The sequence below is a fragment of the Variovorax sp. Soil_C_17 genome, from assembly GCF_057657265.1.
The window spans coordinates 43,033-55,761 of the sequence record NZ_JBDGIT010000012.1 but is presented as its reverse complement, the minus strand read 5'-3'; the positions used below and the strand labels follow the sequence as shown (position 1 = coordinate 55,761).

12 protein-coding genes are annotated in these 12,729 nt (G+C 68.8%); 9 read left to right on the top strand and 3 right to left on the bottom strand.

Going from position 1 to position 12,729, the window contains the following annotated elements; genetic code table 11:
• The first annotated feature begins 8 nt into the window (after positions 1-8).
• The 6 genes from AC3A6Y_RS30840 to AC3A6Y_RS30815 all read left to right on the top strand — a co-directional run bounded on the left by AC3A6Y_RS30840 (position 9) and on the right by AC3A6Y_RS30815 (position 7,107).
• A complete protein-coding gene (locus tag AC3A6Y_RS30840) occupies positions 9-527 on the top strand; it encodes an Lrp/AsnC family transcriptional regulator (protein ID WP_487872022.1) in 519 nt (172 codons plus the stop codon).
• 264 nt (positions 528-791) lie between these two features.
• Complete coding sequence (locus AC3A6Y_RS30835; protein WP_487872021.1) at positions 792-2,834, top strand: TonB-dependent siderophore receptor; 2,043 nt, start codon at positions 792-794, stop codon at positions 2,832-2,834.
• 17 nt (positions 2,835-2,851) lie between these two features.
• Positions 2,852-4,042 (top strand): PepSY-associated TM helix domain-containing protein, encoded by a 1,191-nt coding sequence (locus AC3A6Y_RS30830; RefSeq protein WP_487872020.1) that lies wholly within the window; start codon positions 2,852-2,854, stop codon positions 4,040-4,042.
• Entirely contained in the window at positions 4,039-4,233 is a 195-nt protein-coding gene (locus tag AC3A6Y_RS30825) for a hypothetical protein (protein WP_487872019.1), read from the top strand. The genes AC3A6Y_RS30830 and AC3A6Y_RS30825 overlap by 4 nt, the downstream gene beginning before the upstream one ends.
• A 74-nt stretch (positions 4,234-4,307) precedes the next feature.
• Positions 4,308-6,425, top strand: coding sequence for a TonB-dependent receptor family protein (locus AC3A6Y_RS30820; protein ID WP_487872018.1), 2,118 nt, complete (start codon positions 4,308-4,310; stop codon positions 6,423-6,425).
• A gap of 28 nt (positions 6,426-6,453) precedes the next feature.
• Positions 6,454-7,107 carry a phosphoribosyltransferase gene (locus AC3A6Y_RS30815; RefSeq protein ID WP_487872017.1) on the top strand — a complete coding sequence of 218 codons (654 nt, stop codon included), beginning with the start codon at positions 6,454-6,456 and terminating at the stop codon, positions 7,105-7,107.
• Between the two features lie 12 nt (positions 7,108-7,119).
• On the opposite strand, the gene metK is transcribed toward AC3A6Y_RS30815, so the two are convergent.
• Positions 7,120-8,301, bottom strand: coding sequence for a methionine adenosyltransferase (gene metK, locus AC3A6Y_RS30810; RefSeq protein WP_487872016.1), 1,182 nt, complete (start codon positions 8,299-8,301; stop codon positions 7,120-7,122).
• A gap of 182 nt (positions 8,302-8,483) precedes the next feature.
• Between metK and AC3A6Y_RS30805 the strand changes: the two genes are divergently transcribed.
• Complete coding sequence (locus tag AC3A6Y_RS30805; protein ID WP_487872015.1) at positions 8,484-9,377, top strand: lysophospholipid acyltransferase family protein; 894 nt, start codon at positions 8,484-8,486, stop codon at positions 9,375-9,377.
• Complete coding sequence (locus AC3A6Y_RS30800) at positions 9,374-10,258, top strand: lysophospholipid acyltransferase family protein (protein ID WP_487872014.1); 885 nt, start codon at positions 9,374-9,376, stop codon at positions 10,256-10,258. The genes AC3A6Y_RS30805 and AC3A6Y_RS30800 overlap by 4 nt, the downstream gene beginning before the upstream one ends.
• Here the strand turns inward: AC3A6Y_RS30800 and AC3A6Y_RS30795 are convergent.
• Positions 10,252-11,166, bottom strand: a complete 915-nt coding sequence (locus tag AC3A6Y_RS30795) for an alpha/beta fold hydrolase (RefSeq protein WP_487872013.1) — start codon at positions 11,164-11,166, stop codon at positions 10,252-10,254. The genes AC3A6Y_RS30800 and AC3A6Y_RS30795 overlap by 7 nt on opposite strands.
• The gene (gene yihA, locus AC3A6Y_RS30790; RefSeq protein ID WP_487872012.1) at positions 11,163-11,900 is read right to left on the bottom strand and encodes a ribosome biogenesis GTP-binding protein YihA/YsxC; all 738 of its coding nucleotides are present in this window, start codon (positions 11,898-11,900) and stop codon (positions 11,163-11,165) included. Before yihA ends, AC3A6Y_RS30795 begins: the two co-directional genes overlap by 4 nt.
• A 72-nt stretch (positions 11,901-11,972) precedes the next feature.
• Here yihA and AC3A6Y_RS30785 point away from each other — a divergent pair, with 72 nt between their 5' ends.
• Entirely contained in the window at positions 11,973-12,650 is a 678-nt protein-coding gene (locus tag AC3A6Y_RS30785) for a c-type cytochrome (RefSeq protein WP_487872011.1), read from the top strand.
• The last annotated feature ends 79 nt before the right edge of the window (positions 12,651-12,729 follow it).

Sequence of the window (12,729 nt, the reverse complement as noted above, 5' to 3'; positions counted from 1 at the left end):
ATTGCACAATGGCCATCTCTCGCGCAACAAAAGTTCGTGCCCACCCTGAGGCGCCTGCCGCACCCCCGCCCGCGCTCGATCGCACCGACAAGGCGATCCTGCGCGCCCTGCAAACCGACGCGTCCATCTCCAACGTGGCGCTGGCCGACAGAGTCCACCTGAGCCCGCCGGCCTGCCTGCGCCGGGTCGACCGCCTCAAGCGCGCCGGGCTGATCGATGCGACGGTGGCGCTGCTCAATCCCCAGGCGCTCGGCGCCGGCATGCTGGTGATGATCGGCGTGGTGCTCGATCGCTCGACGCCGGAGTCCTTCAGCGCCTTCGAGAAGGCGGCGGCCAAGATCTCCGGCTGCATGGAATGCCATGTCGTGACCGGCGAGTTCGACTACTTCATGCTCGTGCGCACGCGCGACGGCGAGAGCTTCAACCGGCTGCACGCCGAGCAACTGCTGTATCTGCCCGGCGTGCGGCAGATTCGCTCCTTCATCGTGCTCAAGCAGGTGCTCTCGACGACGCAGATCCCCCTGTGAGCTGCGGCTGAACAAAGACGTCGATGTCGGCGGCGGCTCGGCCGCCGCCGGTGAAGAAGATCCTTAGCCAGCGCGCGGCCAGGTGCCCGTGCCCGTTGGCGAAGGGATTGAAGAGGCGCACCAAATCAAGGGGTAATGGTTTCAAAGTAGAACAATCACCTACTAGAATGCGAATCACTCTCAACAAGATTTCGGGACGGAGAATTGACTTCCAGCTTTTCCGCGCGGCGCAAGGCCGCATCGCTTCTGGCGGGGTATATGGCGATGACCGCTTCATCGACGGTGTTTGCGCAAGTGGGCAGCGGCGGCGCGCTGCCCGAGGTGCGCGTCGACGCGAACGCGGAGAAGGAGACTGCCACCACCCCGGTGATCGGTTACCGCGCGAAGAACGCCGCCACCGCGACCAAGACCGACACCCCGCTCGCGGAGACGCCGCAGGCGGTGACGGTGGTCACGCGCGACCAGATCGTCGACCAGGGCGCCACCAACCTGCAGGACGCGCTCACCTATGCGGCCGGCGTCCGTTCGGACGCCTACGGCCTCGATGCGCGCACCGACTCGTTCCGCGTGCGCGGCGCCTACCCCGACGTCTACCTCGACGGCCTGCGCCAGGCGTACGGCTACTACACCAGCACCACCCGCACCGAGCCGTACATGCTGGAGCGCCTCGAAGTGCTGCGCGGGCCCTCGGGCATGCTGTTCGGGTCGGGCACCGCGGCCGGCATCGTCAACATGGTGAGCAAGCGGCCGCTGCAGGAGACCCAGCGCGAGGTGGGCGTGCAGCTGGGCAGCTGGAACCGGCGCCAGCTCCAGGCCGACCTGACCGGTCCGCTGACGGCCGACGGCCAATGGTCGTACCGCCTGATCGCAGTCGCGCGCGAGGCCGACACCCAGGTCGATTTCGTGCCGGACGACCGCCGGCTGATCGCGCCCTCGCTGACCTGGCGCCCGAACGCCGCCACCTCGCTTACGCTGCAGGGCCTCTATCAGAAGGACAAGAGCGGCACGACTTCGCAGTTCTTGCCGTGGGAGGGCACGCTGTTGCCGAACCCCAACGGCCGCCTGCCGACCAGCCGCTTCATCGGCGAACCCGGCGACTACTACGACAGCGAGCGCAAGACCTTGGGCTGGCTGTTCGAGCACAAGTTCAACGAGAACTTCACCTTCCGCCAGAACTTCCGCCACGCGCAGAACGAGAACGACAACAGCTACCACTGGGCAGACGCCTTCACCATCCCCGGGGGCTGGGGCGCCGACCCCGTCGGCAAGCGTCGTCTGGCGCGCTTCATCGACAGCTCGCTCACGCGCAACCGCATCGACACGCTGGACAACCACCTCGAGAGCCACTTCGATACCGGTGCGCTCAAGCACACGCTGCTGGTCGGCGCGGACTACCAGCGCCACCGCGAGAACGTGTGGGCCGGCATCTCGATGAGCGAGATCGATGCCTACGCACCGATCTACGGCAACCGGCTCGAGCCGGAGCGCACGGCGCGGCCGCGCACCACCCAGCGCGCGACCGGCGTCTACCTGCAGGACCAGATCAAGCTGGGCAACTGGAACTTCATCGCCGGCCTGCGGCACGACCGCGTCGTCGCGGGTTCGGAAGGCAGCGAGGACGCGAGGGACAGCGCAACCAGCAAACGCTTCGGCGTCCTGTATGCCTTTCCCTCGGGTTGGTCGCCCTACGTGAGCTATGCGGAATCTTTCACGCCGCAGTCGCCTCGCGACGGCAGGGTGTTCTCGCCGCTGCGCGGCGAGCAGTGGGAAGCGGGCGTCAAGTACGAGCCTGCGGGGCGCGGTCTTGCCTTCAACGCCGCGGTCTACGATCTGCGCGAGAAGAACCAGATCGCGCAACCGATCCCCAATGTCTACACGCAGCTGGGCGAGACCAAGACGCGCGGCGTCGAGCTCGAGGCCAAGGGCTCGATCGCGCCGAACCTCGATATCACGGCGCACTACAACTACACCGACCTCGATCCGCAGCTCGAAGGCCTCCCGCGTCATCAGGCGGCCGTGTGGGCCAAGTACCGCTTCGCGATTGCAGGCGTGCCGGGCTTCTCGGTGGGCGCCGGCGTGCGCCACATGGGCTCCTTCCGAGACGTGTCCTTCGGCGGCAGCGGCCCCCGCATCCCGAGCGCAACGCTGCTCGACCTGGTGCTCGCCTACGAAACCGCGAAGTGGCGCTATGCGCTCAACATCAACAACGCGACCGACAAGGCGTATTTCAGCACCTGTCTCGCGCGCGGCGACTGCTGGTGGGGCGCGCGCCGCAACGTCGTGGCCAGCGCCACCTACCGCTTCTAGACCCGAGGAATCCCGCGATGAACAACAGCCGAAGGATCAAGGCCTGGGCCTGGGTGCACAAGTGGAGCAGCCTGGTCTGCACGGTCTTCATGCTGCTGCTGTGCATCACCGGGCTGCCGCTCATCTTCCACCACGAGATCGGCCATCTGCTGGGCACCGAAGTCGATGCGCCGAAGATGCCGGCCGGCACGCCGCGCGCCAGCCTCGACCGCGTGATCGCGACGGCGCACGCGCTGCATCCCGAGCGCGTGGTGCAGTTCGTGTCCCAGCCCGAGGACGACGACGGCCTCTGGTTCGTCACCCTCACGCCCACGCCGGCCCCCACCGACGACTTCAAGTCGGTGGCGGTCGACGCGCGCACCGGCCAGGTGCTGGCGCAGCCCAAGTTCGACGAGGGCTTCATGTGGGTGATGCTCAAGCTGCACGTGGACCTGTTCGCCGGGCTGCCCGGCAAGCTGTTCCTGGGCTTCATGGGCCTGCTGCTGCTGGTGGCCATCGTCAGCGGGGTGGTGCTCTACGCGCCCTTCATGCGCAAGCTGGATTTCGGCACCGTCCGGCGCGAGCGCCGGCCGCGCCTCAAGTGGCTGGACCTGCACAACCTGCTGGGCATCGTGACCCTGGTGTGGGCCTTCACGGTGGGCGCCACCGGCATGATCAACACCTGGGCCGACCTGGTGATCAAGTACTGGCAGTACGACCAGCTGAGCGCACTGCTCACCCCCTACAAGGGCCAGCCCGAAACGCCGAAGGCCGAGCGCGGCTCGGTGCAGCGTTCGCTCGACGTCGCGCTCGAGCGTGCGCCGGGAATGAAGGTCAGCTTCATCGCCTTCCCGGGCACGGCCTTCTCGAGCCCGCACCACAACACCGTCTTCCTGCGCGGCAGCGAGCCTTTCACCTCGCGCCTGCTGCAGCCGGTGCTGGTCGATGCCAGGACCGCCGAGGTGACCGCCAGTCCGCAACTGCCGTGGTACCTCACGGCCCTGCTGGTCTCGCAGCCGCTGCACTTCGGCGACTACGGCGGCATGCCGATGCAGATTCTCTGGGCCCTGCTGGACATCGCCACGATCATCGTGCTGGGCAGCGGGCTCTACCTGTGGCTCAAGCGCGGCAAGACCGTGCCGGCGGACGCGCCGGGGGAGGTCGCCGCCAAGGGCGCGCCGGCGGCGCCGATCGCGCGGCCGGCCGTGACCGCGAAGGCGGGTTCATGACCAAGGTGCGGCATTCTTTCCGGCACCTGTGGGGCTGGCCGATCTTGCTGGGCGTGCTGACCTCCATCGGCCTGGTGTCCGCGCTGTTCAGCGACGGCGGGCTGGGCGATGCAGTGGCCTGGGTCGCGCTCGGCGTCCCGACGGTGATTGGCTTCTGGTACGGCTGGCGGCGCGCGCCGGCGCGTTCCTAGTTTCAATGGCGCGTCCTGCGCCATAGGGTCTTGCCCGCCGCGGCGGGGCGGCGGGTGGCCGCAGAATCGCCGCGATGAAATCCCGTCTTGCCACGGCCGGCCTGGTCGCCGCCGCTTCCTGTGCCGCCCAGGCGCAGGAAGCCCCGCCCGCGCCCACGCTGCGCGAGATCACCGTGTCCACCCCGCGTGGCGAAATGCGGCCTTTCGAAGTGCCGGGTTCGGTCGATCGGCTCGAGGGAAGCGAGATGCGCGATGCGCGCCTTGGCGTGAACCTTTCCGAGAGCCTGGGCCCGGTGCCGGGGCTGCAGGTCCAGAACCGCTACAACTACGCGCAGGACCTGCAGTTGTCCATCCGCGGCTTCGGCGCGCGCTCCACCTTCGGCGTGCGCGGCGTGCGCCTCTACGTGGACGGCATCCCGGCCACGCTGCCCGACGGCCAGGGCCAGACTTCCAACATCGACATCGGCTCGGCCGACCGCGTCGAAATCCTGCGCGGGCCCTTTTCGGCGCTCTACGGCAATTCCTCGGGCGGCGTGGTGCAGGTCTTCACCGAGGAGGGGGAGGGGCCGCCGACCTTGGGCTTTTCGGCGGCTGGCGGCAGCTTCGGCACCTGGCGGGTCGGCACCAAGCTCGGCGGCTCCACCGGCGCCGTCGACTACACCCTGAGCGCCAGCCGCTTCCACACCGATGGCTGGCGCGAGCACAGCGCGGCGGAGCGTGAGATCCAGAACGGCAAGCTGGGCTTCCGCCTGGACGATGGCAGCAAGCTCACGCTGGTCTTCAACAGCGTGCATGTCCACGCCCAGGACCCGCTGGGCCTGTCGGCCGAGCAGTACGCACTGAACCCGCGCGGCGCCGACCTGGCGAAGCAGTTCGATACGCGAAAGACGGTGGACCAGCAGCAGCTCGGGCTGAGCTACGAGCGCCGAATCGATGCCCGCAACACGCTGCGCCTGATGGTCTACGGCGGCCAGCGCAGCACCGTGCAGTTCCAGTCCATCCCGCCCGCGGCGCAGCTGAATCCGCTGCATGCCGGCGGGGTGATCGACCTGGCGCGCGACTACGGCGGCGTGGACCTGCGCTGGAGCGCGAAGCTGCAGCTGGGCGACCGGCCCTTCGACCTGGTCGCCGGCCTGGCCTACGACAAGCTGCGCGAAGAGCGCCGCGGCTTCGAGAACTTCTTCGGCCGGGCCGCAGCGCCCCTGGCCCTCGGCGTGCAGGGCCGGCAGCGCCGCAACGAGCGCAACGAGGTGCGCAACCTCGATCCCTATGTGCAGGGCAGCTGGCGCTTCGCCGACGCCTGGACGCTGGAAGCCGGCCTGCGCCGCAGCAACGTGCGCTTTTCTTCGCACGACCTCTACATCGGTGGGCCCAACCGCGACGACAGCGGCAGCGCACGCTACGGCAGGACCCTGCCGGTGGCCTCGCTGCGCTACCAGGCGACGCCCGACCTGGCGCTCTATGCCTCTGCCGGGCGCGGCTTCGAGACGCCCACGCTCAACGAGCTGTCCTACCGGGCCGACGGCATCGGCGGGCTCAACTTCGGGCTGCGGCCTTCGGTCAACACCAGCGTCGAGGTCGGCGCCAAGGCGCGCCTGGCCGGCGGCCTGCTCACCGCGGCCCTGTTCCAGACCCGCACGCGCGACGAGATCGTGACCAACACCAACCTCGGCGGGCGCGCCACCTTCCAGAACGCCGGCCGCACCAGGCGCGACGGCTTCGAGCTGGCCTGGCAGCACGAGACCGCCGATCACTGGCGCACGCAGCTGGCCTACACCTGGCTCGACGCGCGCTACCGCGATGCCTTCTGCTCGCCTGCGCCCTGCGGCACGGGCAGCACGGTGGCCGCGGGCAACCGCATCCCCGGCATTGCCGAGCATGCGCTCTATGCCTCCTTCGGCTGGGTGCCGCCCGAGGGCTGGCGCGCCGGCGCCGAACTGCGGGCGCTCGGCCACATCGAAGCCAACGACCGCAACACGGCCGGCGCGCCGGGCTATGCGGTGGCGGCGCTGTACGCGGGCTATGTCAAGCGCTGGGCGCAATGGGACTTCAACGCCTTTCTGCGTGTGGACAACCTCTTCGACCGGCGCTACGTCGGCTCGCTGATCGTCAACGAGGGCAATGCGCGCTACTTCGAGCCCGCGCCGGGACGCAGCTGGACGCTGGGCATGGGAGCGGCGTATCGTTTCTGAGTTGCGGCTGCCAAGGCGAGGAGCGCAAATGGCTCAAGTGGAATTCAGGGATCGACACGATGCGGGCCGGGTGCTCGCGAAGGCGCTCGCGGCCTGGCGCGGCCAGCCCGAGGTGGTGGTGCTGGCGCTGCCGCGCGGTGGCGTGCCGGTGGCCTGGGAGGTCGCCCGGGCCTTGGAGGCACCGCTCGACGTGCTGGTCGTGCGCAAGCTCGGCTATCCGGGCCAGGAGGAGCTCGCGATGGGCGCGATCGGGCCCGGCGGCGTGCGCGTGATGTCCGATGTCCCGCGCATGTGGCCCGTGTCCGACGCCGAGGTGGAAAGGGTGGTCCAGCGAGAGCAGGAAGAGCTGGCGCGCCGCGAGCGGCTCTACCGCGGCGAGCGCGCCCCGCTGGTGCTGGCCGGGCGCGTGGCCATCCTGGTCGACGACGGCCTCGCCACCGGCGCCACCATGCATGCGGCCTCGCTGGCGGTGCGTGCGATGCAGCCGCGGCGGATCGTGGTGGCGGTCCCCGTGGGTTCGAGGGAGGCCGTGCAGCTGCTGAACACGGTGGCGGACGAAGTGGTCTGCGTCCATGTCCCGGAGCCGTTCCGCGCGGTCGGCCTCTGGTACGAGAACTTCGGCCAGACCAGCGACGAAGAGGTGCGCGAGCTGCTGCAGGGCGAAGGCGCCCAGCCCGATTGAAACGGCCGGTTTTTACAGCCCGGCAGCGGCTCGCAGCGCCGCAGCCTTGCTCGTGTCTTCCCAGGTGAACTCCGGCTCTTCGCGGCCGAAGTGGCCGTAGGCCGCGGTCTTGCCGTAGATCGGGCGCAGCAGGTCCAGCATCTGGATGATGCCCTTGGGACGCAGGTCGAAATGCTCCTGCACCAGCTCCGCGAGCTTGGCATCGGAGATCACGCCCGTGCCTTCGGTGTAGACCGTCACGTTCATCGGGCGTGCCACGCCGATCGCGTAGGCCACCTGGATCTGGCACTGGCGCGCCAGGCCCGCGGCCACGATGTTCTTGGCCACGTAGCGCGCGGCATAGGCGGCCGAGCGGTCCACCTTGCTCGGGTCCTTGCCCGAGAAGGCGCCGCCGCCGTGCGGGCAGGCGCCGCCGTAGGTGTCGACGATGATCTTGCGGCCGGTCAGGCCGCAGTCGCCCTGCGGACCGCCGATGACGAAGCGGCCTGTCGGGTTGATCAGGTACTTGGTGTTCTTCAGCCATTCCTTGGGGAGCACCGGCTTGATGATCTCTTCGATGATGGCTTCGTTGAACGAGGCCTTCATCTTGGTCGGCGTCTCGCTCTGGTCGGGGTGGTGCTGGGTGGAGAGCACCACGGTGTCGATGCTGTGCGGCTTGCCGTCCACATAGCGCATGGTCACCTGGCTCTTGGCGTCCGGCCGCAGGAAGGGCAGGCGGCCGTCCTTGCGCAGCTGGGCCTGGCGCTCGACGAGGCGGTGTGCGTAGTAGATCGGCGCGGGCATCAGCTCGGGCGTCTCGTCGCAGGCATAGCCGAACATCAGGCCCTGGTCGCCGGCGCCGGTGTTGAGGTGGTCGTCGCTCGCGTGGTCCACGCCCTGGGCGATGTCGTTGGACTGCTTGTCGTAGCAGACCATCACGGCGCAGCCCTTGTAGTCGATGCCGTAGTCGGTGTTGTCGTAGCCGATGCGCTTGATGGTGTCGCGCGCGACCTGGATGTAGTCGACATGCGCGTTGGTCGTGATCTCGCCGGCGAGCACCACGAGGCCGGTGTTGGTGAGCGTCTCGGCGGCCACGCGGCTGCGCGGGTCCTGGGCGAAGATCGCGTCGAGGATGGCATCCGAGATCTGGTCCGCGACCTTGTCGGGATGGCCTTCGGAGACCGATTCGGAAGTGAAGAGAAAGTCGTTCGCCATTCGATAAAACTCCAAGCAGTTGAATTGGCGCGTTGCCAATCCATTTGGAGTGTGGCGAACGCTTTAGCAGTGATGTTTAACGTCGCCCTGCAAGTAGTTCCATAACTCAGCGACAATTTCGATTGTATTCGAGCCGCGCGATAGCCCGCGCGCGCGTCCTGGTTTTCACCCCCTCCAACTGGATGATCCTTCTCTTTCGATTGCTCGCCCATGTGCCGCTGCGCTGGATGCATGCCGCCGGCCGCTGCCTGGGCTGGCTGGTGTGGTGGGGCTCGCCCACCTATCGCCAGCGCTTCAAGGACAACGCCGAGCGTGCCGGCTTCACGCCCGCGCAGTACCGCCCGGCCATCGGCGCCGCCGGGGCCATGGCGGCGGAGCTGCCGTGGCTGTGGGCCCGGCCGCAGGGCGAGAGCGTGCTGCCGCGCATCGTGCGCTGGGAGGGCGCGGCCGAACTCGAGGCGGCGCTGGCGGCGCGCAAGGGCGTGATCATCGCCTCGCCGCACATCGGCTGCTGGGAGATCCTGGGGCAGGCCATCGGCGAGCGCTTCGTCGACGCCTACGGCCCGATCACGGCGCTGTTCCGTCCGGCGCGCAAGAAGTGGATGGCCGAGCTGATCGGCGCCGGCTCGCGCGAGCGGCGCGGGCTGCAGATGCTGCCCACCAGCGTGGCCGGCGTGCGCGGCCTGATCCGCACGTTGCGGGCAGGCGGCTATACCGGCATCCTGCCGGATCAGGTCCCGCCGCTGGGGCAGGGCGTCTGGGCGCCCTTCCTCGGCCGGCCGGCCTACACCATGACCCTGCTGCCGCGCCTGGCGCAACAGACCGGGGCGCGCGTCTTCTTCGGCGTGTGCGAGCGGCTGCCGCGCGGCGCGGGCTATGCGATCCGCCTGACGCCTTTCGACGGCACCGCCCTCGGCGACCCGAAGGCCACGCCTGAAGCCGCCGCCGCCGCGATGAACGAGGGCATCGCCGCGCTGATCCGCGCGCTGCCGGGCCAGTACGTCTGGGACTACGCGCGCTACAAGCAGCCGCGCGGCGAAGCGGCGGCAGTGACCGGGGCGGAGGCCGCGCCATGAGCGTGTTTTCACGCCTCGGCATCGTCTTCATGCGCACCCTGGCCCATGTGCCATTGCCAATGGTGCGCGGCTTCGGCACCGTGCTGGGCCACGTGCTGCATGCCGTCGCCGCGCCGCGCCGGCGCGTGGTCGACGCCAACCTGGCGCTGTGCTTCCCGGACAAGCCACCGGCCGAGCGCCGGCGCATCGCGCGCGAGACCTTCGTCTATGTGGCGCAATCCTGGCTGGACCGCAGCTGGCTCTGGCATGCGCCCGAAGAGACCGTGGCCGCACGGCTGCAGGTGAAGGGCTCGGCGGAGGAGATCGACGAGATCGCCAACGGCAAGGAGCCGATGATCCTCTTCGCGCCGCATTTCTACGGTCTCGATGCGGCCGCCACGGCCCTGACCATGCACACGGCGCGGCCCTCCACCACCATCTACACCACGCAGCGCGACCCGATGGTGGACGAGTGGATCCGCGAGGGCCGCAAGCGCTTCGGCAACGTGATCACGCTCAATCGGGTCGACGGCATCAAGCCGATCATCGCGGGGCTGCGCAAGGGCGGCCTGCTGTACCTGCTGCCCGACATGGACTTCGGCCGCGACCAGACCGTCTTCGTGCCCTTCTACGGCGTGCCGGCGGCCACCGTGCCCTCGCTGTCGCGCTTCGCCCGGCTCGGGCGGGCCAAGGTGGTGCCGATCGTCTCGAAGCTCACGCCCACCGGCTACGAGATCGAGGTGCTGCCGGCCTGGCGGGACTTCCCGACCGAAGACGTCGTGGCCGACACGGCGCTGATGAACCAGCGCCTGCAGGGCTACATCGACACCATGCCCTCGCAGTACTACTGGGTGCACCGGCGCTTCAAGACGCGCCCCGAGGGCGCAGCGCCCGTCTACTGAGTCCGCCGGAGGAAGGCCTCGATCTCGCGGGCCACGAACTCCGGCTGCTCGTGCAAGATCCAGTGCGTGGCGTCGGGCACCTTCTTCAGATCGAGCTTCGGCACGTAATCTTCCAGGCCTTCGAGCAGCCCCGGCAGGAGCGCCGCGTCGTCCAGCGCCCAGAAGACGAAGGTGGGCACCTCCACCACCAGCCGTTCCCGTGGCAGCTCGGGGATTTCGGCGGCAGGCTTGCCGGGGATGGCCGGCTTCATCGGCGTCACGCGGTAGAGGTTCAAGGCGCCGGTGAGGCCGTGGTCCCACACCTCGCGGTACTTGGCCTTGACGTCCTCGGTCAGCCAGCCGTAGCCGTCCGGCCCCGCCTTCATCTGCGTGAACGAGAGCCACATGCGCTTGTAGTCGTCGGCCGACATCAGCGCTTCGGCATCGGGCCGCGCGAGGAAGTTCATGTAGGCGCTGGCGGCCTGCTGGGCGGGGTTGTTGCGCAGCTCGCGTACGAAGGTGCCCGGATGCGGCGAGTTGATGATGACCAGCCGGCCCAGCTTGTCGCCATGCTGGTTGCCGTAGCCCCAGCCGAAGGCGCCGCCCCAGTCGTGCGCGACCAGCACCTCGATGCGGCCGTCGTCACGCTCGCTCCGGGCGAGCTGCTCGACGTCCTGGATCAGCAGGTGGGCGCGATAGGCCGACACCTCGGTGGGGGAGCTCGACTTCTCGAAGCCGCGCAGGTTCGGCGCCACGCAGCGGTATCCACCGTGCTCCGGCTGGCTGAAATGCTCGAGCAGCTCGTCCCAGATGAACGCGGCTTCCGGAAAGCCGTGCAGGAACACCATCAAGGGGCGGCCGGGCTCGCCGGCAGCACGGCAGCTGAGCGTGGTGCCGTTGGGCAGCGCCCGGGCAAAGGTCTGGATCATGGCGGGTCGTCTCCTTCTTTCGGTTCTGCGGGCGGCTCGTCCTGCGGATGGGCCCAGCGCCACAGCAGTTCAGCCGCTTCGTCCACTCCCTGTTGTTTCAAGGCCGAGAACAGTTTGACCTCGCCGCCGCCGGCCTGCAGTCGCACGATGGACAGCGCCTTGGCGCCGTCGGAACGCGTGAGCTTGTCGGCCTTGGTCAGCAGCACGAGGAACTTCAGGCCCTGCTCGACCCGCGGGCGGATGACTTCCAGCAGGATCTCGTCGAGTTCGGTGAGGCCGTGGCGCGGGTCGCACATCAGCACCACGCCGCGCAGGCTCTCGCGCGTCATCAGGTAGTTGCCCATGACGCGCTGCCAGCGCAGCTTGGCCTCGCGCGGCACGGCCGCGTAGCCGTAGCCCGGCAGGTCGGCCAGCACGGCGTCGTCCACCTTCTGCCTGCCGACGCCGAACAGGTTGATGTGCTGGGTGCGGCCGGGCGTCTTGGAGGCGAAGGCCAGGCGGGTCTGCTGGGTCAGCGTGTTGATGGCGGTCGACTTGCCGGCGTTCGAGCGCCCGACGAAGGCGATCTCCGGGAGCTCGAGGGCGGGCAGATGCTCCAGCTGCGGCGCGCTGGTCAGGAAGTGGGCGGTATGCAGCCAGCCGCGCGCGATGCGGATGCGTTCGGCGGCCGCGCCGTCCACGGCAACTGCCGGGCGGGAGAAAGGGGCGGCCGGCTTGCGGCTCGGGGTGGTCATGGGTAGAGCCTCGGTAACGGGGCGCCATTGTAGAATCGCGCGGTTTTGCGCCATAAATCCAGAGCCCCCGATATGAAGTTGTTTGCCCGTCTCCTGCTTGCAGCCCTCATGGGCGCCGCCGCCAGCGCCAGCTTCGCGGCCGACGATCCGGCAAGCAAGCCCGCTGCCGCCGCGGCCCCCGCCAAGGCCGCCAAGCCCGATCCGGCCAAGGGCGACACCATCTTCAACAACACCCCGGCCAACAGCCAGAGCTGCGCCTCGTGCCACAACGCCGACGGCAACTCGGCCATCGCAGCCAACCCCAAGCTGGCGCAACAGCACCCCGAATACATCCTCAAGCAGCTGCAGGACTTCAAGTCCGGCAAGCGCAAGAGCGCGATCATGAAGCCGCTGGCTTCGGCCCTGTCCGAGGAAGACATGCGCAATGTCGCCTGGTTCGTCGGCTCCAAGAAGGTCAAGACGGGCTTTTCGAAAGAGAAGGACCTGGTCGCCCTGGGCGAGAAGATCTACCGCGGCGGCATCGGCGAGCGTCAGATCCCGGCCTGCGCCGGCTGCCACAGCCCGAACGGCGCCGGCATCCCCGCCCAGTACCCGCGCCTGGGCGGCCAGCATGCCGACTACACCATGGTCCAGCTCAACCAGTTCCGCGACGGCACCCGCCAGAACAGTCCTCAGATGACCGGCGTGGCCGCCAAGCTCAACGACCGCGAGATCAAGGCCGTTTCGGACTACATCGCCGGCCTGCGTTGATGGCGCTGGCGCCAGCGTGAACTAACCGCCGATAAAAAACCCCAACAGGGCGGGCCGATCCAGCGAGGATGGCCCGCCT

What these genes read in the sequence shown, in the direction of transcription:
- AC3A6Y_RS30840 (WP_487872022.1), top strand. Translation starts at nt 9, where the DNA reads ATGGCCATCTCTCGCGCAACAAAAGTTCGTGCCCACCCTGAGGCGCCT.
- AC3A6Y_RS30835 (WP_487872021.1), top strand. Translation starts at nt 792, where the DNA reads ATGACCGCTTCATCGACGGTGTTTGCGCAAGTGGGCAGCGGCGGCGCG.
- AC3A6Y_RS30830 (WP_487872020.1), top strand. Translation starts at nt 2,852, where the DNA reads ATGAACAACAGCCGAAGGATCAAGGCCTGGGCCTGGGTGCACAAGTGG.
- AC3A6Y_RS30825 (WP_487872019.1), top strand. Translation starts at nt 4,039, where the DNA reads ATGACCAAGGTGCGGCATTCTTTCCGGCACCTGTGGGGCTGGCCGATC.
- AC3A6Y_RS30820 (WP_487872018.1), top strand. Translation starts at nt 4,308, where the DNA reads ATGAAATCCCGTCTTGCCACGGCCGGCCTGGTCGCCGCCGCTTCCTGT.
- AC3A6Y_RS30815 (WP_487872017.1), top strand. Translation starts at nt 6,454, where the DNA reads ATGGCTCAAGTGGAATTCAGGGATCGACACGATGCGGGCCGGGTGCTC.
- metK (WP_487872016.1), bottom strand. Translation starts at nt 8,301, where the DNA reads ATGGCGAACGACTTTCTCTTCACTTCCGAATCGGTCTCCGAAGGCCAT.
- AC3A6Y_RS30805 (WP_487872015.1), top strand. Translation starts at nt 8,484, where the DNA reads ATGATCCTTCTCTTTCGATTGCTCGCCCATGTGCCGCTGCGCTGGATG.
- AC3A6Y_RS30800 (WP_487872014.1), top strand. Translation starts at nt 9,374, where the DNA reads ATGAGCGTGTTTTCACGCCTCGGCATCGTCTTCATGCGCACCCTGGCC.
- AC3A6Y_RS30795 (WP_487872013.1), bottom strand. Translation starts at nt 11,166, where the DNA reads ATGATCCAGACCTTTGCCCGGGCGCTGCCCAACGGCACCACGCTCAGC.
- yihA (WP_487872012.1), bottom strand. Translation starts at nt 11,900, where the DNA reads ATGACCACCCCGAGCCGCAAGCCGGCCGCCCCTTTCTCCCGCCCGGCA.
- AC3A6Y_RS30785 (WP_487872011.1), top strand. Translation starts at nt 11,973, where the DNA reads ATGAAGTTGTTTGCCCGTCTCCTGCTTGCAGCCCTCATGGGCGCCGCC.